Genomic DNA, 21,040 nt, shown 5'->3' on the forward strand with positions numbered 1-21,040 from the left:
ATGAAAAAGTTTTCTGTTGTAGGAGCAGGAACTATGGGACACGGAATTGCCGAACTGGCAGCTATTGCCGGTTATGACGTCTGGGTTAATGATGTTAATGATGACATATTACTTAACGCTAGGAATAAAATAGCTTGGAGCTTGTCTAAACTCAGAAAGGAGGAAGCTCTAGAGAGGATTCACTTTACTACGAATCAAGAGGAAGCTTTGAAAGATGCTGACTTTATGGTTGAGGCCGTAGTTGAGGATCTGAAGGTAAAGTCACAAGTGTTCAGTAAAGCCTCTAAGCTAGTGTCAGAAAATGCAGTATTGGCGTCAAATACTAGCAGTATTCCTATTTCAGAAATTGCTAAAGCTGTGGATAAGCAGGAAAGAGTAGTAGGAATGCACTTCTTTAATCCTCCACCCTTAATGCCTTTAGTTGAAATAGTAAAAGGAGAAAAAACCTCGGAAGAGACTGTAAAAGTTGTTGGTGAAGTAGCCAGAAAAATGGGCAAGGAGACGATCCTCGTTAATAAAGATATCCCTGGCTTTTTAGTTACAAGGATCATGTTCAGGATTAACGAAGTAGGTTGTTGGTTAGTAGACAATAAGGTTGCTGACGTGAAAGATGTAGATTATACTGCAATTCAGGTCCTGCAGTTTCCTATGGGAGTGTTTTTACTACAAGATTACGTTGGGCTTGACGTGAGCTACTTAATACAAAAAGCCTTAATAGAGAGGGGATTCGAGTTGTACTATTGCAGGGCATTTGAGGAAAAATACAATTCAAAAGAATTCGGAATGAAATCCGGTAAAGGATTTTACACCTACGATGGCAAAATCATACGACCTACCTTGGAAAACGCAAGAATGGTAGACCCTTCATTGTTAGTTTCCTCAGCAATAAATGAGTCCTACAAATTAATTAGGTTAGGAATAGTGTCAAGAGAAGACGTGAATAAGGGATGCAAATTGGGACTGAGTTGGCCTAAGAGCCCTGAGGACTACTTGAAGGAGTTCGGATTAAGCCCAGTAATAAGGGACTTAAAAATGCTTTACGAGAATACTGGTTTACCTCATTTTATCCCGGATGAAAGCTTAACGAGGTCTTATTCATGATGAATGTTAAGAAAATTATTAAAGAAACGGAAAAATACTTGGCCACTACGACCAGAGATCCGGAAACTTATCCAATAATACTAGATAGGGGAGAAGGAGTTTGGTTATACGACATTGAAGGTAATAGATTCCTGGATTTCACTTCCGGTATAGGAGTCAACAACTTAGGTTGGCCTTCCCATCCTGAGGTAATAAAGACTGCAATTGCCCAAATGTCAAAATTAGCCCATGCAGCAGGCAACGATTTTTATAACATGCCTCAGTTAGAGCTAGCTAGAAAATTGGCAATATGTTCTCCAGGTAATTTTGAGAAGAAAGTCTTCTTCTCCAACAGCGGTACTGAGGCAGTAGAAGCTTCGATAAAATTAGTGAAAAGGAGAGAAAAGAAATACTTAATATCGTTTATCGGTGCATTCCACGGAAGGACTTTCGGCTCAGTTTCGCTCACTGCAAGTAAGCCTATACAGAAGGCTGAAGTAGGACCTTTCCTGCCCGTAATATATGTCCCTTATCCAAATCCTTTTAAGAATCCTTGGCATATTAACGGATATGACGACCCCAATTCACTAATAGATAGGGTAATAGAATATATAGAAGAATACATTCTGGCTCACGTAGTTCCTCCTGAAGAGGTTGCCGGAATATTCTTCGAGCCCATACAAGGTGAAGGCGGTTACGTAGTACCTCCAAAAGGATTCTTCCAAGCGTTACAAAAGTTAGCAAGGAAATATGAGATACACTTAATAGACGATGAAGTACAGATGGGGATGGGAAGGACTGGAAAGCTTTTCGCCATAGAGAACTTCGGCGCAGAGCCAGACGTAATAACTTTAGCAAAAGCCTTAGGCGGTGGATTGGTTCCTATAGGTACTACCATATTTAAGGCGGAGCTTGACTTTAAACATGGAATGCATAGTAATACTTTCGGAGGCAACGCTTTAGCTTGCGCTATAGGTTCGAAGGTCATAGAAGTTACTAAAGATTTACTTCCCCATGTAAATGAAGTAGGGAAAATATTTAGGGATGAACTTTCAACAATGGACGTAGACGACGTAAGAGGTATGGGTCTTGCTTGGGGAATAGAATTCGGCAGGGTTTACGATAGGGAAATAAGAGATAAAGTAATACAAGAGGCAGTAAAAAGAGGATTACTGCTGTTGCCCGCAGGAGAAGGGGCAATTAGGATAATCCCTCCGTTGATAATAAGCAGTGAAGAGGCTAAGAAGGGATTAGCAATATTGAAGGGAATTATTAACGATGTTACAAAGTTAACTTAGTTATGGTGAACTAATTTTTAATTTAACCCTTTTTCTTCTCTAGTTATGGTGAAAATTTTAGTCCTGTTTTACGGCTACGGGAGTATTGTAAATTTAGCAAAGGAAATAGCTAAAGGAGCTGAAGAAGAAGGAGCTGAAACCAGGATAAGGAAGGTTAAAGAAACTCTATACCCAGAATTAGTTCAGCAGTTTCGCATTCCCTTAGAGAGTACAAATGATATCCCTGAAGTGACTTTTGACGATCTAAAATGGGCTGACGGGTTAGCTATAGGTTCTCCAACAAGGTACGGAAATATGGCTGGAGGAATGAAGACTTTTCTCGATTCTACTGTACCGTTATGGAGAAACGGAGACTTATACGGAAAACCCGTGACGTTCTTTACAGAGGCTTCAACAGTCCACGGTGGTCACGAGACTACAATCCTTACCATGAGTACCTACGCCTATCATTTCGGCATGATAATTGTCCCTCTGGGTTACGCAATCCCTGAAATTTCAAAATCTACTACCGGAGGAAGTCCATACGGAGCTTCACACTTAAGTACAAAGAAAGAGTTGGATGAGGACGAAATAAAGATAGCTAGGTTCCAAGGTAGAAGGCTTGCGCAAGTGGCTAAAAAACTATTAAGTTAGATTTATCTCAATACTTAAGAAACTTTTTTATTTTTCATTGTAAAGTTATACATATGAGGAAATTATCTTGTGCATGCGGAGGATTGCTTGCTTTATCTGTGTATTTGATAGTCTCAGACTTCACTGCACCAATACCTTACTTTAAGGGCTCTCCAGATGTGCCAATTTATTTAGGTATACTCCTTGGGATAATATCAACCCTACTCCTGGCTTCAGAAGGAGAGTTTTAATACGGGCAGGAGGATTAATCATTATGGAATTAGCGGAAATTCTCGCTGAATATTCCTCCTCTGTATCTTATGAAGATTTAGGGGAAGAGGAAATCCACGAGGCAAAGAGGAGGATAATAGATTCTATGGGAGTAGCAAAAGCATCAATAAACTCCAAGCCCGCAGAAATTATAAGGAAGTTAAACTTAGAAGGAAACTTCCCAATGTTGGGAGGGAGTAAAGGATCTCCGGACTACGCTTCTTTTTACAATACCTTCCTAATAAGGTATTTGGACTTTAATGACACGTATTTATCAAAGGAGCCTCTACATCCGAGCGATATAATTGGCGGTTTACTTACGTTAGGAATGAGGGGTAAGGACATAATCCTATCGATAGTAGTAGGTTACGAAGTAGGCACCAGGCTATGCGACTCAGCGTCTTTAAGGCTAAAAGGCTTCGATCACGTAAACTTCACACAAGTAGCTAGTGCGGTCGCACTGAGTAAGCTCCTCAACCTTAGCAAGGAACAGACAGTTAACGCAATATCCATGACCGTAGTACCTCATGTAGCTTTGAGGCAGAGCAGGGTAGGAAAACTTTCAATGTGGAAGGCAGGGGCTACTGCAGAGGCAATAAGGAATTCAGTATTTGCAGTCCTCTTAGCTAAGGAAGGCTTCACAGGACCGGAAAAACCTTTTTCCGGAGAGAAAGGGTTTAGGTTAATTACTGACCTTGATTACTCACAATTTGAAAAGATGGGAACGAGAAAGATATTACAGACTAGCATTAAAAAGTACCCAGTTGAATACCATGCACAAGCTCTAGTTGAAGCAATACTTAACTTAAAGTATGAAGGAGAGATTAAGAAGATAATAGTGGAGACTTACGAGGCAGGAAAAAGTATTTTAGCAGATGAGGAAAAATGGAGACCAGAAACTAAGGAAACTGCAGACCATAGCATACCTTTCATAACTGCAACTACGTTACTCCTAGGTAAGATGTGGTTGGAAAACTATTCCTTAATAGGAGACGTGAAGGTGAACGAATTAATGAAGAAAGTTGAAGTCGTGGAAAACCCTGACTACACGAAAGTTTACCCTAAGGAATTGCCTGTTAAAGTTGTTGTAATAACAGATAAAGAGAGGTTTGAGAGTGAAGTGAGATCTCCAAGAGGTTATTACAATAACAGAATGTCTGACCAAGAAGTTGAGGAGAAAGCACTAAGGCTGGGACTGAGTAAGGAGGTAATAAATAAATTATGGAATTTCGAAAATGAAAATGAGGTAGATAAAATTGTCGGAAGTATTTAAAAAGGAGAAATTCCTCGTGATACCCGGAGTTTTTAATCCCTTTACTGCTCTACTCGCCGAGAAAGTAGGTTTCAAAGCCGTTTACTTGTCCGGAGGGGCTCTTACTTCATCCTTAGGTCTCCCCGACATAGGAATAATAAGCCTTGAAGAGCTAGCAAGCGAAGTGAGGAAAATTAGGGAAGTCACTCAAATACCTATGATAGTTGACGCAGATACAGGCTTCGGTGAAGCAATAAACGTTTACAGGACTGTTAGGGTTCTTGAAAAGGCAGGGGCAAACGCTATCCAGATAGAGGACCAGAAGATGCCTAAAAAGTGCGGTCATCTGGACGGTAAGGAGGTCGTAGAGAGAGACGTAATGGTATCGAAGATAAAGGCCGCACTTGAAGCTAGGAAGGACGCGTTAATAATAGGAAGAGTAGACTCTAATGACGTCTTCGGGTTAGAAGATGCTATAGAAAGGGCTAAGGAATACGTAGAAGCCGGGGCTGACATAATATTTCCTGAGGCATTGCACTCTAAAGAGGAGTTTGCGAGATTTGCTAAAGAGGTAAGAGCGCCTCTTTTGGCTAACATGACTGAGTTTGGAAAAACTCCTTTAATAACTGCTAAGGAATTTGAGGAATTAGGTTATAGGTACGTTATTTTCCCAGTGACGATCTTTAGGGTTGCGGCAAAGGCAATGAAAGATGCCTTAGAAGTCCTGATGAATGAGGGAACTCAAAGATCCTTAATGGATAAGATGATGACTAGGAAGGAGCAGTACGAAGTAATTAACTACGATTTCTATGATAAATTAGACAAGAAATTAGCGAAACTTTTATAATTATAGATAATAACTATTATTTTGACGAAGTGACCTTATGTTCCAAGTAAGTAGGGGTCTGGAAAATGTAATAATTAAGGAGACCTCATTAACTTACATTGACGGAGAAAAAGGCATACTTAGGTACAGAGGTTATAATATAGAAGACCTAGCAGAAAACTGCGAATATGAGGAAGTAGTATACCTTATGCTCTTCGGAGAACTACCTAATGCTAAACAACTTCAGGAGATAAAAGAGAAGATTAATCAATATGAAGTACCAGAAGAAGTGCTAGATTCTATGAAGAGCCTACCAAGGAATGCGGACCCAATAAGCTATATGGAAACTGCATTTAGTGTAATGAGTATTTGGGGAGAGACAATAAATAAATTTACAGCTTTAGATATAATAGCTAAGGCATCTACTATAGTCTCAAACGTTTACAGAATTAAGGAGGGGTTAAGGCCAAAAATCCCGGAACCTTCAGAGAGTTATGCAAAAAGTTTTCTAGAGGCAACATTTTCTAAGAAGCCTTCAGATGAGGAGGTAAGGGCTATGAATGCTGCATTAATCCTTTACGCAGACCACGAGGTTCCAGCATCAACTACTGCAGCCCTAGTTTCCGCATCTACTTTAACTGACATTTACTCCTGCATAGCCTCAGCTCTCTCAGCCTTAAAAGGGCCTTTACACGGAGGAGCGGCTGAAGAAGCTTTTAAACAGTTTGTGGAGATAGGCAGTCCGGAAAACGTTGAAACTTGGTTTAATGAAAAAGTTGTGAAAGGTAAAAATAGATTAATGGGTTTTGGGCATAGAGTTTACAAGACTTACGATCCAAGAGCTAAGATCTTCAAGAAGATGGCGTACTCTTTAGCCAATGAGGAAGGTAAAAAGTACTTGCAAATTGCCGAGAAACTTGAGGAGTTAGGTGTAAATCAGTTCTCCCAAAAGAAGATATATCCTAATACGGATTTCTATTCCGGCATAGTATTTTATTCTCTCGGCTTTCCTATCTACATGTTTACAGCTCTCTTCGCATTATCTAGAGTGTTGGGTTGGTTAGCTCATGTAATAGAATATTTAGAAAATCAACCTGCAATAATTTGGCCAAGAGCGTTGTACGTAGGGCCTGAGAAGAGGGATTTCGTACCTTTAAAGCAAAGAGTGGGATAGTCTTCTACAGTTTCTTTAATACTATTCCATTTTTTAAAAAGATATTATAAAGCCTTTAGCCAATCTACTACTTCTTCGTCTCATTTCATAAGATCAGAAAATTATAAGCGTTAGATTTATAAGTTGAAGAGGTATAATTCTAATTAATATTACCATTAGGTATTTAATGTTTTCTCTAATTTCAGAAGATCATTTCTCAGTGCAAAAAGTTCTGAGTTTCATCCAATTGGAAGTTTATGCAAAGGTTTATTTTGTACTAAGTTAAATTATATATTATGGACGACCTGGAAAAGAAAATAATACAAGCTTTAGAGAGCCAAGATATGAATTCTCTATCAGGCTTAGTTAAGAGCGTATCAATGATGGCTAACTTTGACGGTATAGTTATTTATTATGTTACTTTTGATAATAAGGACGGTAAGATTGTAGTTCCTAAAGAGAGCGAGGATTATTCAAAGCTCATGAGTGCTGTAGCGCCTACAGCAATGACTTCGAATATCGAGAAAATGCTGAAGGCAATGATGGGAATTCCAGAGGAGGAAGAGCCACACGAGGAATACAAAGTCTCAGAAGAGCCGGAAGACTTTGATGTAATACCAAAAGGAAACGAAGTAATTGTTGTGGGTAGGGTTGATAAAGAGCCGGAAGTTAATGTCGAGAATGGAGTGTTGGACGTAGGTAAGAAGGCTGTAACTCTACCTCCTGGTAAATGGAAGATTGTTGATAAGACTTTTAAGAACGGAATTTTAACAGTGCATTTACAAAAGGCATAATTTTTATTCAGCAGTTTTTGTTCTATTTTAACGTAAAGATTTTCACTCTTATTGCATTCTATATTCAGTAAATCTAAACAGCTCTTCGGGTTCAGAGTCGTGAGTAATATTAAAGACTTTAAGTTGAGTAACTTCATGGTAAAGAGTGCAAGTATGAGTGGATTAGATGGGTCTTCCTCAGAGGACCTCCTCGGACTCTGCAATAAAACGCCTACCTAAAACTTTATCGGTAATTGTTAGAATTTCGTATTGAAAAGGAAAATAGAACTGTTATTTTTGTAGTCTACTTTTAATTTCCTCTATCAGAAGAAGGATATTCTCCTTAGCAATTTCGTCAGTCCTAAACGGGCTCAATACTGTATCTCTATCAGGACCGTTATACTGATAATCGTGTACTGCTAAGGCTAATTTTGTGATGAGGTTGATGTCTTTTCCTAAGAGTAAAGATAACTCTTCCATATAAGATGAGGGAACTATCGCTATTAACCAATCTGCAAAATCTACTACTTTCTTCCCCTTTAGCCTCTTCTTACTTGGGTACTTCTTTAATAAATCGCTTCTTTTGTCAACAAGCATTGCACCTAAAAGGGCCTTCCATGCTTGGAAAGCCTTGCCAGCTGCGTTGCGTAGAAGTCCTTCTTTTACAAATTCCTCGGCAATTTTAACTTCAAACATTGCCTCTTCTAACCTCGTCTTCTTATATCCTGCAATATCAAACCAAGGCTTAGGTAATTCCTGCATATGGTTAAATTCATCAGGAGAAAAATAAAGCTTAATCCAAATTAGTGTTAATTTAACGTGTACTAAAATCGAATGATTTAAAAGCTGTCCCGAAGTAACATTACTTCAGTTGTTAGTAAATATTAATATTTGTTCACTGTATTTAAATACTGAATTCGCCTCTTTTCCCTTCGGTTGCGTTGTTGATCTCTTCAATTTCTCTGAGTGTTAAGCTGGTTGGCTCTTATTAAATTCAAAGCATTGGATTAAAAGTAGGTTTAGCGTTAAGTTTAATAGAAATTGAACTATCCCACAAATCACCCTTCCACTCAAATTAAAATATCTAAAGCAGAATAACTAAATCTATGGTGGGATAAATGATGAGATTGACATTTAAACTCAGTATCACTAATAGGATCGTTAAATAAGTAAAAACACTCTTCATGTATAGAGGTTAGATTCTTTATTAGGTATAATTTTTATCAAAACTTATGTGAACTTTTTAATTCAACATGTGATGTTGAATCCAATAATAGCCAACGGGCTTAGCACCTATTGAAGAGACCTACAAAGCATTAGTTAACCTTTTTAAACCTACGTAAAGGAATACCTTTAACATTAACGTGTGTAGTGAAAACCCTACCGCTCAGCGTTTCACCTTCTTTACTTGCAGTAGTTATAAATATGCTATCCATTTCGCGAGTGCCGAACGTGACTGAACTAACGTAAGTCACAGGTAACTTTATTTCGAATACTTTTTCTCCTCGTGGTGACCATATACTGACTTTTCCTCCACCCCAATGGGCTATCCATAGATATCCTTCCTCATCTATTGCCATACCTTCAGGATTGCCCGGTTCTCCGTTGAAGTCTATCAAAACTCTTTTATTATATATCTCCCCACGAGTAAGGTCGAAATCGAAAGCGTAAACTTTCCTTATCGGGCTGTCTATTAGGTACATTGTATCGTTGTCCGAGTTCCAACCTAGACCGTTAGACACGGTTAATTCTGTTAAAACTTTAGTTATTTTATCTTCTAATTTACACAGATTGCCGGTAGGGCCGGTTTTCCTTATATTAATTGTACCCGCCCAGTATCTACCTAAGGCGTCACACTTTCCGTCGTTAAATCTGTTATCCTCATATTCTACCTCAGCTTCCCCAATTTTACTAATTTCTCCGATCCTTAGGTTTACTAGGTAAAACCCGTGCCTTATTGTTGCAATAACTTCGTCTTTCGAAATAACTTATAATGATGATACTAAGTCAGGCATATTATGCACGGTCTCTTTAAGAGTACTCGGATACTTTGTCAAGATCTTCTTACCCTCTATATCTACCCAAAAAGGTTATCTAGCTCTACATCGTAAACCGGACCTTCTCCTAATTTTGCCTTATATTCACTAAATACTTTTACATTCATAACTATTATTATTTGTTGGAGTTTTAAAATCTAATTAAGGAGCTTATTTGAGATATATAATTCTAAAATAAGTCTTCCTGTGAAGAAGCTTTTGGTTCTAGAAAGGAGGAATCTAGTCATGCTTCAGTGCTTCATATAATCATTTTATATGGCCTATTCTGTATATCCTTCCCAGATAAGAGCACCCGGGATAAAACTCTGCATCCCCTTCTAAGGTGGGAATATAATCTACCCTCATTATACCGTTAAGGTTTATGTCAATGTAAGCCTTCATGACCTCTACCACGTCAGTCTTGCCTTTTCCTATTAATGTCTCAACAAAATTATACTTGTTCCCTTTAACGTCTCTAAAATGCACGAAAAAATCCTCTTATTAAAATGCCTTATAACAGCAGGAACGTCGTAAGTCATCAAAGTAAAGTTACCTCAGCAAAAGGTTGTTCCTACGTTATCCTTCTTTACAAGATTTAAGTACTTGTCAAAGTTTTCAACACTGTTTATTATCCTAGCCACTCCCCTATATTCCTCTATTGGTGGGTCGCCAGGGTGCACTGCTACCTTTATATCATATTTTTCATAATTAGGTAATATGTACTCTAGGAAATCCTTCAAAGTTCTCCATAACTTATTCGCAGAAATCTTACCGAATTTCGGAGGAGGGCATTCCTAATGTCTTTAATATCAAAGCTGGAAACATACTCTCCGTTATCTAATATAATGTGAGTATGGGTTCTGCTCCATCCGAACAAGGCCATCCAACTGTAACTCCATAATAGCAGTTATTCTAATTTTACTTGGTAATACAGAATTCTTTTAATTACCAACAAAGTTTTTAGGTTTATAATAGGCTGATTGAAAGGTGTAAGGTATGTAAAGTAGGTGAACGTGCTTAGCCTTTTACGCTGAGGAGCTCCACAGATTCGTCAAAGTAAGTTTATGTGAATACCTAGATTAGTTAAAAATATTTAAGCTACATTAAAATAAAACAACTGCTAATAGTAGTATACTTATTCATGCCAGAGACTAAAGGAGTATCGCTGTAAGAGATGACAAAAGTGTTCAGAAAAGGCTTGATAATACAAGGACAGTATGTTAAGGAAAATGTTCCTTTAGATAAGATTTAAAAAATAATTAGCTTTTTAGACTTTTTATTTTATTTCCAACTTTTTCTCCCCCAGTCTTTTCTGAAATTTCTTCTAAGCTTTTGCCTTTAGTTTCTTTAGCTAAGGCCAAAGACCATATAAATCCCAGCAAAGAAGCGGCAAATATTATGTATAGCTTTTCGTCAAGGGAGATTGCAGGAAAGAACACACCAGTTAATACTCCACCCAATCTTCCTACTCCTTGTTTCCACCCCTCAGCAGTAGCCCTAATTCTAGTGGGAAACAATTCTGGTGAATACACCATATGAGTGCTAGCAGGCCCTATACCTTGGAACATTGCAAATAATGTGAAGGCTAACTCTAATCCTATATAGTTATTTCTAGGTAATAATATAAGGGCTATCATCATTGCAGTCATGCCTGCCCAGCCTATTAATGTATCGGTTCTTCTGCCCCATTTATCTATAGTAAGAATTGCTATAATGTCTCCAACCACGAACAGTGACCAGAAAATAATACTGCTTACTTCACCAGGTAAATGAAGTCCACTCTCAAATTCCGGTCCAAATATTGAAGTGCCTAAGAAAGCTATAGCAAAGAGGAAATAGAATACTCCTATAAATATTGCATCTCTAGTGTGCTTTGTTAACAGTTCTTTATAGTATGTACTATGCTCAGGAGTTACATTAGTAGACTCTAATAACCTTGCAGTATCCTCATCTAGTGGTTTTCCTGTAACTTTCTCTATGACTTCTTTTGCTTCCTGCTTCCTTCCCTTAATTAGCAACCATCTTGGGCTCTCTGGAGTTCCCAATCTTGCCAAAAGTACTATCAATGCTGGCACTGCTGCAGATATTAACATGTACCTCCAGGCTACTAGTTCTCCAAAACTTAATAGCCAGTAGGCTACAACAGTTGCGATAACGCCTGCTATATTAAAGAAGGTAATGTTCATTACAAGGTACTTGCCTCTGGGTTTTACTGGAGTGAACTCGCTTAAATAAGACGTAGCAATAGGATAATCTAATCCTATACCTATTCCTACGAGAATTCTTGCAATGAGTAGTTCGTACGCATTAGTCACAAGCCCGGATAAAATTGCAAATCCAACGAAAAATATTAAATCTAAGATGAATATTGTTTTTCTTCCTATTCTATCCACTACGTATCCTGCGATGAGAGCTCCAATTAAATTTCCTATTATTACAGACAACCCTATAAGACCTAAAAGGTAGGCTGAAGGGTGGAAGACTTCTTCTATTCCAGCCAATCCAAAGGAGATAATTATTATATTATATCCGTCTACGAATATTCCTCCTCCAGTTAACAATAGCATTTTAAGGTGGAATGGCTTAGATCTCATTGAGTTCATTTCAGAGAATACTTTATCCTTCAAGGTTTCCCAATCCATAATCTCTATACAACTATGTATACAATAGGGTATATTTACTTTTTGTATTTAAATATAATATAACTCTTTAAAATTTAGAGGCATAATTCTTACAACAGCTTATGTCTAACAACTTTAGGAACAGTATTTAAAATGTAGAATATTACTAACAATTAAAATAAAAATAATACAAAATCTTTGATAATATATGAGGCTAGTAAGATTTTAGTGTATACAATAAGATATATAATAAAAGTATATTAAGGTGTGATCATATTAATGATTATGGGAAAAGGTTTAATCCACTCTAAGAACGACGACGTATGCGTAGCTTCTACAGACGTAAGAAAAGGAGAGGAGGTCATATGTGCGTACTTAGAGAACCCGTCATCTTACATCCTAATAAAAAGTGAAGACGATGTACCTTTAGGTCATAAAATAGCATTAAGGGACATAAAGAAAGGAGATAAAGTACTTAAATACGGTAGAGTTATAGGTGAGGCTACTCAAGATATAAAGAAAGGGCAACATGTCCACGTTCATAATATAAGGTCATTGAGGTGGGGAGCATGGAAACAATAAAGGCATATGTTAGAGAAAACGGAGCAGTAGGAATTAGGAACCACGTACTAATTTTGCCCTTAGACGACTTATCAAATACTGCAGCAATGGGAGTGGCAAAATTAATAAGAGGTACAACCGTCATTCCTCATCCATACGGTAGGTTACAGTTCGGCAGAGACCTCGACCTCTTCTTCCACATATTAGCTGGTACTGGAGCTAACCCCAACGTAGCTTCAGTAGTAATTATCGGAATAGAAGATAATTGGGCAAACAAAGTAGCTGACGAGATCGCAAAGACAGGAAAACCAGTGGAAGTATTCCCAATAGAAGGTAACGGAGACCTAAAAACTATAGAAAAAGCCTCAAGAAAGGCATTAGAAATGGTACAAGAAGCAAGTGAGAAACAGAGGACAGAGGTGGACATATCCTCTATTGCTATGAGCATTAAATGTGGAGAGTCAGACACTACCTCTGGTTTAGCATCTAACCCCGCAGTAGGAGTAGTAGTAGACAGGATGGTAGACCACGGTGCTACAGCAATGTTCGGAGAAACTTCCGAACTCACAGGGGCTGAAGACATAGTTGCGGACAAAATGGCTACCCCTGAGTTAAGGGAGAAGTTCATGAAGATCTTTAATGAATACACTGAAATTATAAAAAGGGAAGGAGTTGACTTATTGGGCTCACAGCCAACGCAAGGTAACATAAAGGGAGGACTTTCAACAATAGAAGAAAAAGCTTTAGGAAATATTCAAAAACTTGGTCATAGGAAAGTTAATTGCGTCCTCGATTACCTAGACCAATTACCTAAAAATAGGAAAGAAGGGACGTTATGTTTCGTCAACACTTCTTCTGCAGCAGCTGAGGCAGTAACACTTTTCGCAGCAAAAGGTTCTGTAGTCCACTTATTTACTACTGGACAGGGAAACATAGTCGGTCACCCAATTATCCCAGTAATAAAAATAACCGCTAACCCTAAGACTGCAGCACAGATGAGTGAACATATAGACGTCGACGTATCCGATCTGTTAGACTTAAAGATCTCCTTAGAGGAAGCCGGAGAAAGGATCTACAGATACATGCTTAAAGTCTTAAACGGAAGGTTAACTAGGGCAGAGGTATTACAGCACGACGAGTTTTCTCCAATTAAACTATACATAAGTGCATAAAAATGAAGGTAAACGTTTTTTCCTTATCCATACCTTTTATTACTGACCCACCTTCAGACTGGGTAGACCAGTGGGCAGTACAGTTATATGTAAAAGTTGAGAATAAAGAATACGGTTGGGGAGAGACCTTAGTTGCAGGGAGTGGAATTATTGGAGCTTACTCGTCTGTCATATCTGAACTCGTAAAGCCATTCCTTGAGGAGAATGAAGTTAATTCTCCTCATGAGCTAGAGACCCTGCTGGAGAAAATAATGTTCAGTGCAGGTAACTGTGGAGTCGTGACAGGGGCTATTAGTTCTGTAGAAATGGCATTATGGGGGTTAAAAAGTAGGAAATTGAAGGTTCCTCTTTCGGAACTTTTCGGAGGAAAAATTAGAAATTCTGTGAAAGTCTACGGTAGTTTCCCCAGGTTCTCAAGGGTTGAAGATGTAATAAAGGCCGTAGACTTCTCCAAGGAGAAGGGGTTTGACTTCATAAAGCTTCATCAACCTCCTTCTACAGTTCACGAGACAGTGAAGAAAATTAGGGAGAATTATAAGGAAATAAAGATAGCGATTGACCTTAACTCTCCCTTTACTTTGGATGAGGCTAAGGACTTTGCTAATAAGATAGCTAGGTACGAAATAGAGTGGATAGAAGAGCCTTTATGGCCTCCTAATGATTATTATTCCTTAGAGAAATTAACTAGAGTATCCCCAGTACCTATTGCCACAGGCGAGAACGAGTACATGATTTACGGCTTTAGGAAGCTTTTAGAGGCAGGAATTTCTTACCTCCAACCAGACATAGCAAAGATCGGAGGAGTTAGTAAGTTTATGAAAGTCTTGGATTTAGCTTCCTCATATAACGTTAAAGTAGCTCCTCACGACCGTCCTGATAGATCTCCTGTGTCTCTGATTTACACGCTTAACTTGGCATTAGCTAGGGATGAAATAAAGATAGTTGAATACCCAATAGCAGATTTTCCTGGAGACATTTTCCCTTCAGCCCCCGTCTTTAAGGACGGGTATGTAATTCCTCCAGATAACGTGGAAGTAAGGGAGGATACATTAATTAAATATCCTTATATCAATAAGTTTAGAATTCTACATTTTAGTAATTTAGAAGATAAATTAATAAAGAGAGATTAAAAATAATAAGTGATGAGTAACCTGACAGAAAACGCGTATAACGAGATCCTTAATAATATAATCAAAGGGAGATATAAACAAGGACAAAGGTTAACTGAAGACCAATTGTGCAAAGACCTTAACATGAGCAGGACGCCTATTAGGGAGGCATTAAGGATGTTGATGTCGGAGGGCATAGTAAAGAAGGAGAATAAGTCCTACTCCGTAGTTTACATTACCGCGGAAGAGGCTAGGATGTTGTACGAGTTACGTATACCTTTAGAGGGACTTTCAGCGAGGTTAGCTTCATTGAAGGCTACGGAGAAGGATATTGAGAAAATGGAAGATATATTATCTAAAATAAAGGAAGAGATCGAGAAGGAGAGTCCTGACGCACTTACTTTGGCCGACTTAAACGGTAATTTTCACGAGTCAATAGCTGATGCCACGAGGAATAAATACCTTATATCTTGTCTTAAGGACATTAGAGTAAAATTGAAGATAGTTAGGACTTCACTCTTTACTAGCTTTGAAAGGAGGAAAGACGAATATGAAGAACATTACTCAGTATTTTTAGCTATTAAGAATAGAAACCCCGACAATGCTGAAAAAATAATGATAGAGCATGAAAGAAAAGTCTTGGATTTCTTAGAGCAGAGAGTATTCATGTACATGGGATGAAAATTTTACGAGTAATATGTATTCATATTTTTTATCTGAATTAATATTCAAAAGTTCTTTAATCTGCTAGAGTTATATCTGGTTAGGCATTAAAGATCAAGATAATGCAGTATAGCAGTTGTTGTTCTACTTTAACGTGGCTTAAAGATTTTCAATAAATCTAGATGGTTTAATAAACATATTTTAACGTATCTGTACAACTCCTCAGTTTAAGGAAATTGAGACAGTTAGTCTACTTCTATGACTTTACACTTTTCAACTAACCAGCCGTCTACCTAAAAACTTTATCGACAATATTGGAATTCTGTATTACTGAGGGAAAGTAGAACAACTGCTAATATTTTAAATGAATAAAAATCTTGTTCTAATCTATCGTTTTATCGTGAAGATTTTTAATCTAAAAATGATTAGATGAAGTAATACGCCAATAACCAATTTGACTCACTAAATTCCTGGCATCCTCGCATATTCGCGGTTAGAGATGCAGTTGAGACATTTTTCAATACCATCGCAGGTGCATGCTCCCTTGAGTGTCCAGAATTTATCCTCCTCAAGGGCATGATCAAAGGACGTGCATGTAATCCCAGTTAGTTTAGCTTCACCTCTGTTACCCCACTCAATTTTCTGTTCCAAGGTTAGACTACAAGGACCTAAGATCCTCTCCTTAACCTTTGAGGGAGTTCCATCTATAATAACACTGAAATTTAGTCTATTTTCAGAGATAACAATTAGACAATCCGTAACTAAGTTAAGCGGTATACTGAAGATAGATCCGTCTATGAAGTAGATTTTGCTCCCTAATGGTATCCTAAACGTTCCTGCTGCACCTAGATCTATATTTGCGTCAGCAATTACGATTAGATGAGGACCTCTAGCGTCAGTTACTACGGTCACATTGGATGTAGGAGAAGATGAGTTTAAAAGTGCAAAACCGTAGGCCTTCTTAGTAACTTTCATTGTAGAGGAAGAGTAAGCTACTGACGATTCAAATTTGTAACCTGGGTAGATTGAGGCGAGTATAGCCAATACTCTTTCCAGTATCTCCTTCACTTCCTTTTCATCTTCCAGGTTAAATTCTTCAAGTAAAACTCTGTGGGGATCACTAAACACCGCACCTTCTAGGAAACTGGCATACGCTAGTCTCTTAGCGATGTTTTCATGTCTCCAAGACCTAATCTCCTCTATCTTCTCGGGTAAAGCAAGGCCAATAAAAAAGAAATATCGGAGGACGTCACTTGACCCGTGTCCCATTTCGTCGTTTATCACCTTCACTGCTACTTCTCTGAACTTCCATGCCAAATCAGGATCTCCACGAGCTAAGCCGATCAAAAAATAAGATAGCGCTGTGGTAGACTTCTCAATTTCCTTCACTAATATCTCAGACTCTTGTTCCCGTTTAGTCAGACCTATTCCCAAAATTTTAAAGAACTCCTCTTGATCTTTCCTGCCTAGGACCCTTGGATAATACTTCATGGCTAACGTTGGATTAATCTTAGCTAGCTCAATCATGTACTCCATTGCGTAATTTTCGCTCTTTTCGTTCTCCAATAGGTCATAAGCAACGTCACTGTACTTCATCCCAACTTCAGGATAAGTTAACAACAGTCTGGAAAGAAAATATGCCTGAGACTCTGGATCTTTCAATTCGTTGAGTATCTGTTCGTCCTTGAGATAGGCAAAGAAGTCCAATATCCTTTCCCTGAAACTCTCCTGGCCCACCATTTTCCTCACGTCCTCTCTCAATTCCCTTGCAAACTCTGGATTCCTTTGGGCCAGTCTAGGAAGGAAATAGGTGGTGTACTTTAATTTTCCCTTCAATGCGTCTATGATTTCCTTTCTCTCTTTCTCGCTGAGTGACAATGATGCCGCTAGAACCACCAAGGAGCTGAAGACGTTTGACTTCACGTAATGATTATCAAAATCCCTCTCTGAGAATTTTAGCATGAGGTTCAGCAGATCCTTGTGGGGTCTTAACTCCGCCATGTCAAAGAGAAACTTACTTCCCACTAGAACTTTCCATTCTTCCTTGGATTCAAGCCATTGCTCAAATATCGTAGATGGAAACTCGTCTTTTACTAAGGTCCTAATGAGCTTCATCAGCGGGTAAGACATTCCTGCGGAGAGCACATATTCGTCCCTTACGTTTAGGACATTCACTAATCTTTCCAGATTCGCTCTCACTATATCCTTATCTAACTCCACGATCTTCAAGAGTAATCCTAGGGCTTCATCCCTTGATTCTGGGTTCTGGAACATGGAAACTATACCGTCTATTATGTCCATATCACTCTTGATTTTCTTGGTTAAGCGGAAATATCTGGCTGCCAGAACTCTATTCCCTTCTTTAAATTGTCTCAAGAAGTATCCCTCGATCTCGCTGTCGTCGTGCAAAGACAATAACTCCACGATCTTCATCTTGATATCTAAGGAGGAGTTAGCTTCATCTTTATCTGCAGGACTAGTGGAGAGAATGTCTAGCAACTTCTTTTTGGTCTCCTCCGAGAGATGGTAATCTCCTTGCAGATTCTTCAAGGCGTCCAGTAACCACCAACTCGCGTCGTCCTGGGATATCAATCTCTCGATGTCTGATAGGAATTCCAGAAGCGAGTTGGGATCCTTGAAGGATAATCTCCTTAAGGTGATTGCACCTAAGAACCTTCCTTGGCTCTCGCTCTTGAGTAACTTTAAGGCACATTTGATTGCATCCCTGCTCCTAATCTCCCTAGTTAACATTGCTTCAGCGTAGATCTCCGGTGAGTTGTCCGGGCACTCGTCGCCGAAACTACCTAGGGTAATATAATCTATGGGCTCCTTGGCTACATCAAGTAAGATTTGAAGAAGGCTTCTCCCATCGACTTTCTCCTTCAGGATTTGCTGAACTTTCTCAATGTTCTGATCCTCCATATACCTTCTCACTCTAAACAAATATCTCAAGGTCGAGAAGACGATATCATAATTCCGCGTGAGGATCCTTTTCTTCAGAGTCTCCTCTATTGTTTCAATAGAGTTTTCTATGGACTTTCTCCTAATCTCCTCGATTTCCTCTCTCAGATCATCGTAAAGTTCCTTGTTCCTCTTCTCTACTTCCTGCAAAATCATGTCGATAGCGTCCTTCATCACTTCATGAAAAGGTTCAACAAATAGAGATTCATCTACCCTGAAAAATCCAATGTGATTGACCACCCAATTAATCTTATCTTTGGCTGAGCCTCTGAATCTTAGAAGGTCGGTGACCGAACCTATTGCCAAAGGTTGTTGATCGATTTTCCAGAGTCCAGCATATTCGTTGTAGATTTTTAATAAAGTAATTCCCGGGATCCCCTCGCTAGCTACCTTAAGTAAAGCAAACTTGAGCACGTCAAATTCATCTTCATTACTTACGCAATCTTCACTGTATGTGGAGCAATAATGAAACTCGCTTAATAGCATGTTGGCCATAGTTTTCTTTACGTCTCCCATGCCTTCCGAGAAGGAGTTTACCTTCTCTTCAACACATTTCACATCTTTACAAGTTTCCAAGGAGTCCATAATGAGGCTAATGAGCAGCGGGGTCTTTCCTATCTTGATCAATTTATCCTCTATCTGAACGCTCTCTCCAAGTCTGTCTTGTAGTCTCTTCAATCTGACCTTTACTAACTCCTTCAGGGACTCTTGAGTTGGGGATATGTCCCTTATCACATCCTTTAGGTCAAGATCCCTTAGTCCTTCCCTGATCAGTTGTAGGCGATTCCTCCTCATGGTTATTAGCAGGAAGGCCTTTATGTGGGTTTCCTTGAAGGAAAGGATCAGATTAGTAAGTCTGTCCAGACTTATCTTCCCCTGCTCTGGGCCCAGATACTTGTCATCGATAAGGAAAATCAATGGTACGTTCGCGTTGATGTTACGTAAATTTGTTAAAAGCGAGAATACACCAGGATCTAGGTTGGTAGAGTTGACTTGGAACACTTGCGCCTTTCCCATTAACTCTTTGGCCACCTCGTATCCTAGCCATGATTTTCCTACCCCTGGATCTCCACTTATTATCATGAAATTATACTTGAGTCCTCCTTCTCCGTTTAAATATTTCATAATGTCTTCAGAAATCTCCTTGGCGGTAGTTACGTATCGTTCTCGTCCTAGTGACCTCACCTCATACTTAATATCAAATATCTTCTCAGGATGCACTCCATAGTATTCCGCCAGGGACTCTGGATTAAGGGGAGAGGCAAAACTCTGCTGTAAGCTCTGAAGAACCTCGAATACTGTCTTAATCTCACTACGTAAAGCATCAATATCCTGGGACATTTGTTGAGCAACTTGATTTAGTTCCTCTCTGAGTTTTTCTCCAGAAAGTCCATCTAGTGCACTCTTAGCTGTTCCGGGAGGAAGTCCCAACTTGTCGTCTATACCTATTCCTATGATCTCTCTCATTTCTTTCGGTAATTTTTTCCATTTCTCAATTAATTCTATAAGATTTTCTGTAAATTCCTTATTTTCTTTCCTCTTATCAAATAACGATAGAAGTAATACCACAGGGAGTAGAAACGCTATTGTTGATCCCCCACTAAATATGGTGGAAACTACTCCGCCAAGATGTAATAACTTTTCCCCAAGGAAGGCGAAAACGGAGGGAACTATATCCTTGGAAATCCTTAACATCGAATCCAGTCCAATCTCCTCTCCAGAGGCGAAGAGCGATTCCGTGAAGATAGCCCCTATGCCTAGAGCTGAAAGGAATTCTTTCGAGAAAAGCATGTGTTCCCTTAGTTTGTCCATGTAATTGGCGTCATGGGTCGCTTGAGCTAAGCCTAACAGGATCAGTCTAGGGTTTACGTATTTTATCCCGTGCCAGTTAATTGTAGAGTAGAGAATTACGTCCTCCTTTACTCTCTCCTTGTCTATGTTACGCATTTGATAAATGTTGGGTAAATCTAGTCCCGTCTCGTCTCTATAGATATTCTCAAAGGAACCTATTAGAAGGTCTCTTGTTACATTCTTTCCATCTGTAGTCATTATGGCACTACATTCTCCGTCTAGGCATTTCAGAAGTTGATCGACTACCATTGTCCCTTGAACTTCGTCTAGATAAAAACTTGGCTTAAGTTCTGACTGTTGCCGTCTTACAAAATTAAGAGAATTAATGAGTCTTTCAAGAAAATTTTCTTTTCCTTGTTTAAGTAAACTTTCCCCTTGTGCAGTCTGGAGAGACTTTTCCTTATCACTGCAATTTTTTCTAAGGCACTCCGGAAAAGCCTGCCTACACGAGGGGAATTTCTCACAATAAGTTAGAAAGGTGGATTTTCCAGATCTGGGAGGGCCAATTACATCCGTGGAATTGCCCCTATATGCAGCTGATGTATCAAAGAGAATCATACTTGTTTTGTAAACGAATTGCATTAATTTAAAGATTTCTATACTTAAAATCTAGGGAAAATTTATTAAGTGATCTTTAGATAACAATACTAAGCTATTTAGGTTTAATTTTTTCTAGTAATATAAAAACTGGTATAAGCGGAACCAATGACACTGAAAGCAATAGCTATGAATTCATTGAGCTCTTTGCTAGACTATGAGCAAAGTGAAGACCTCAGGATATAATGCTTATATTGTAATTTTA

The 21,040-nt window shown here is 38.8% G+C and carries 17 protein-coding genes and 1 pseudogene; 12 read left to right on the forward strand and 6 right to left on the reverse strand.

Translation table 11 applies throughout. The annotated features are described in order from the left end of the window. From HS5_RS02560 to HS5_RS02595, 8 genes are all read left to right on the forward strand, one after another. Positions 1–1,101, forward strand: a complete 1,101-nt coding sequence (locus tag HS5_RS02560) for a 3-hydroxyacyl-CoA dehydrogenase family protein (protein ID WP_236752529.1) — start codon at positions 1–3, stop codon at positions 1,099–1,101. Continuing rightward, a complete protein-coding gene (locus HS5_RS02565) occupies positions 1,098–2,378 on the forward strand; it encodes an acetyl ornithine aminotransferase family protein (RefSeq protein WP_236752530.1) in 1,281 nt (426 codons plus the stop codon). Before HS5_RS02560 ends, HS5_RS02565 begins: the two co-directional genes overlap by 4 nt. Before the next feature lie 45 nt (positions 2,379–2,423). Then, entirely contained in the window at positions 2,424–3,011 is a 588-nt protein-coding gene (wrbA, locus tag HS5_RS02570) for an NAD(P)H:quinone oxidoreductase (RefSeq protein WP_236752531.1), read from the forward strand. A gap of 53 nt (positions 3,012–3,064) precedes the next feature. Continuing rightward, positions 3,065–3,241: a hypothetical protein gene (locus tag HS5_RS02575; RefSeq protein ID WP_236752532.1), complete on the forward strand. Its 177-nt coding sequence runs from the start codon at positions 3,065–3,067 to the stop codon at positions 3,239–3,241. Positions 3,242–3,264: 23 nt separating this feature from the next. Beyond that, positions 3,265–4,533: an MmgE/PrpD family protein gene (locus HS5_RS02580; RefSeq protein ID WP_236752533.1), complete on the forward strand. Its 1,269-nt coding sequence runs from the start codon at positions 3,265–3,267 to the stop codon at positions 4,531–4,533. Further along, the gene (prpB, locus tag HS5_RS02585; RefSeq protein WP_236752534.1) at positions 4,517–5,359 is read left to right on the forward strand and encodes a methylisocitrate lyase; all 843 of its coding nucleotides are present in this window, start codon (positions 4,517–4,519) and stop codon (positions 5,357–5,359) included. The genes HS5_RS02580 and prpB overlap by 17 nt, the downstream gene beginning before the upstream one ends. Before the next feature lie 37 nt (positions 5,360–5,396). Then, a complete protein-coding gene (gene gltA / locus HS5_RS02590) occupies positions 5,397–6,512 on the forward strand; it encodes a citrate synthase (protein WP_236752535.1) in 1,116 nt (371 codons plus the stop codon). A gap of 275 nt (positions 6,513–6,787) precedes the next feature. Continuing rightward, positions 6,788–7,285 (forward strand): hypothetical protein, encoded by a 498-nt coding sequence (locus tag HS5_RS02595; protein ID WP_236752536.1) that lies wholly within the window; start codon positions 6,788–6,790, stop codon positions 7,283–7,285. Positions 7,286–7,555: 270 nt separating this feature from the next. Here the strand turns inward: HS5_RS02595 and HS5_RS02600 are convergent, their stop codons facing one another. From HS5_RS02600 to HS5_RS02615, 5 genes and pseudogenes are all read right to left on the reverse strand, one after another. Continuing rightward, positions 7,556–8,026 (reverse strand): PaREP1 family protein, encoded by a 471-nt coding sequence (locus HS5_RS02600; RefSeq protein WP_236752537.1) that lies wholly within the window; start codon positions 8,024–8,026, stop codon positions 7,556–7,558. A gap of 554 nt (positions 8,027–8,580) precedes the next feature. Continuing rightward, positions 8,581–9,428 (reverse strand): annotated as a pseudogene (locus HS5_RS02605) (SMP-30/gluconolactonase/LRE family protein). A 139-nt stretch (positions 9,429–9,567) separates the two neighbouring features. Beyond that, positions 9,568–9,786, reverse strand: coding sequence for a mannonate dehydratase (locus tag HS5_RS14455; protein ID WP_256445561.1), 219 nt, complete (start codon positions 9,784–9,786; stop codon positions 9,568–9,570). A gap of 68 nt (positions 9,787–9,854) precedes the next feature. Beyond that, on the reverse strand, positions 9,855–10,067 hold the full coding sequence (locus HS5_RS14460) for a mannonate dehydratase (protein WP_256445583.1): 213 nt from the start codon (positions 10,065–10,067) through the stop codon (positions 9,855–9,857). Positions 10,068–10,559: 492 nt separating this feature from the next. Continuing rightward, the gene (locus HS5_RS02615) at positions 10,560–11,942 is read right to left on the reverse strand and encodes an MFS transporter (RefSeq protein WP_236752538.1); all 1,383 of its coding nucleotides are present in this window, start codon (positions 11,940–11,942) and stop codon (positions 10,560–10,562) included. Positions 11,943–12,206: 264 nt separating this feature from the next. Between HS5_RS02615 and HS5_RS02620 the strand changes: the two genes are divergently transcribed. From HS5_RS02620 to HS5_RS02635, 4 genes are read left to right on the forward strand one after another with little or no spacing between them, the layout of a single operon-like run. Further along, positions 12,207–12,503, forward strand: a complete 297-nt coding sequence (locus tag HS5_RS02620; protein WP_236752539.1) for a UxaA family hydrolase — start codon at positions 12,207–12,209, stop codon at positions 12,501–12,503. Beyond that, positions 12,491–13,654 carry a UxaA family hydrolase gene (locus HS5_RS02625; RefSeq protein ID WP_236752540.1) on the forward strand — a complete coding sequence of 388 codons (1,164 nt, stop codon included), beginning with the start codon at positions 12,491–12,493 and terminating at the stop codon, positions 13,652–13,654. Before HS5_RS02620 ends, HS5_RS02625 begins: the two co-directional genes overlap by 13 nt. 2 nt (positions 13,655–13,656) lie before the next feature. Beyond that, on the forward strand, positions 13,657–14,784 hold the full coding sequence (locus HS5_RS02630) for a mandelate racemase/muconate lactonizing enzyme family protein (protein ID WP_236752541.1): 1,128 nt from the start codon (positions 13,657–13,659) through the stop codon (positions 14,782–14,784). Positions 14,785–14,796: 12 nt separating this feature from the next. Continuing rightward, positions 14,797–15,444, forward strand: coding sequence for a GntR family transcriptional regulator (locus HS5_RS02635; RefSeq protein ID WP_236752542.1), 648 nt, complete (start codon positions 14,797–14,799; stop codon positions 15,442–15,444). Between the two features lie 444 nt (positions 15,445–15,888). On the opposite strand, the gene HS5_RS02640 is transcribed toward HS5_RS02635, so the two are convergent. Further along, positions 15,889–20,796, reverse strand: coding sequence for a hypothetical protein (locus HS5_RS02640; RefSeq protein ID WP_236752544.1), 4,908 nt, complete (start codon positions 20,794–20,796; stop codon positions 15,889–15,891). Positions 20,797–21,040 lie beyond the last annotated feature (244 nt).

Origin of the sequence: Acidianus sp. HS-5, assembly GCF_021655615.1 — an archaeon.
In the GTDB taxonomy this organism is placed as follows: Archaea; Thermoproteota; Thermoprotei_A; order Sulfolobales; family Sulfolobaceae; genus Acidianus.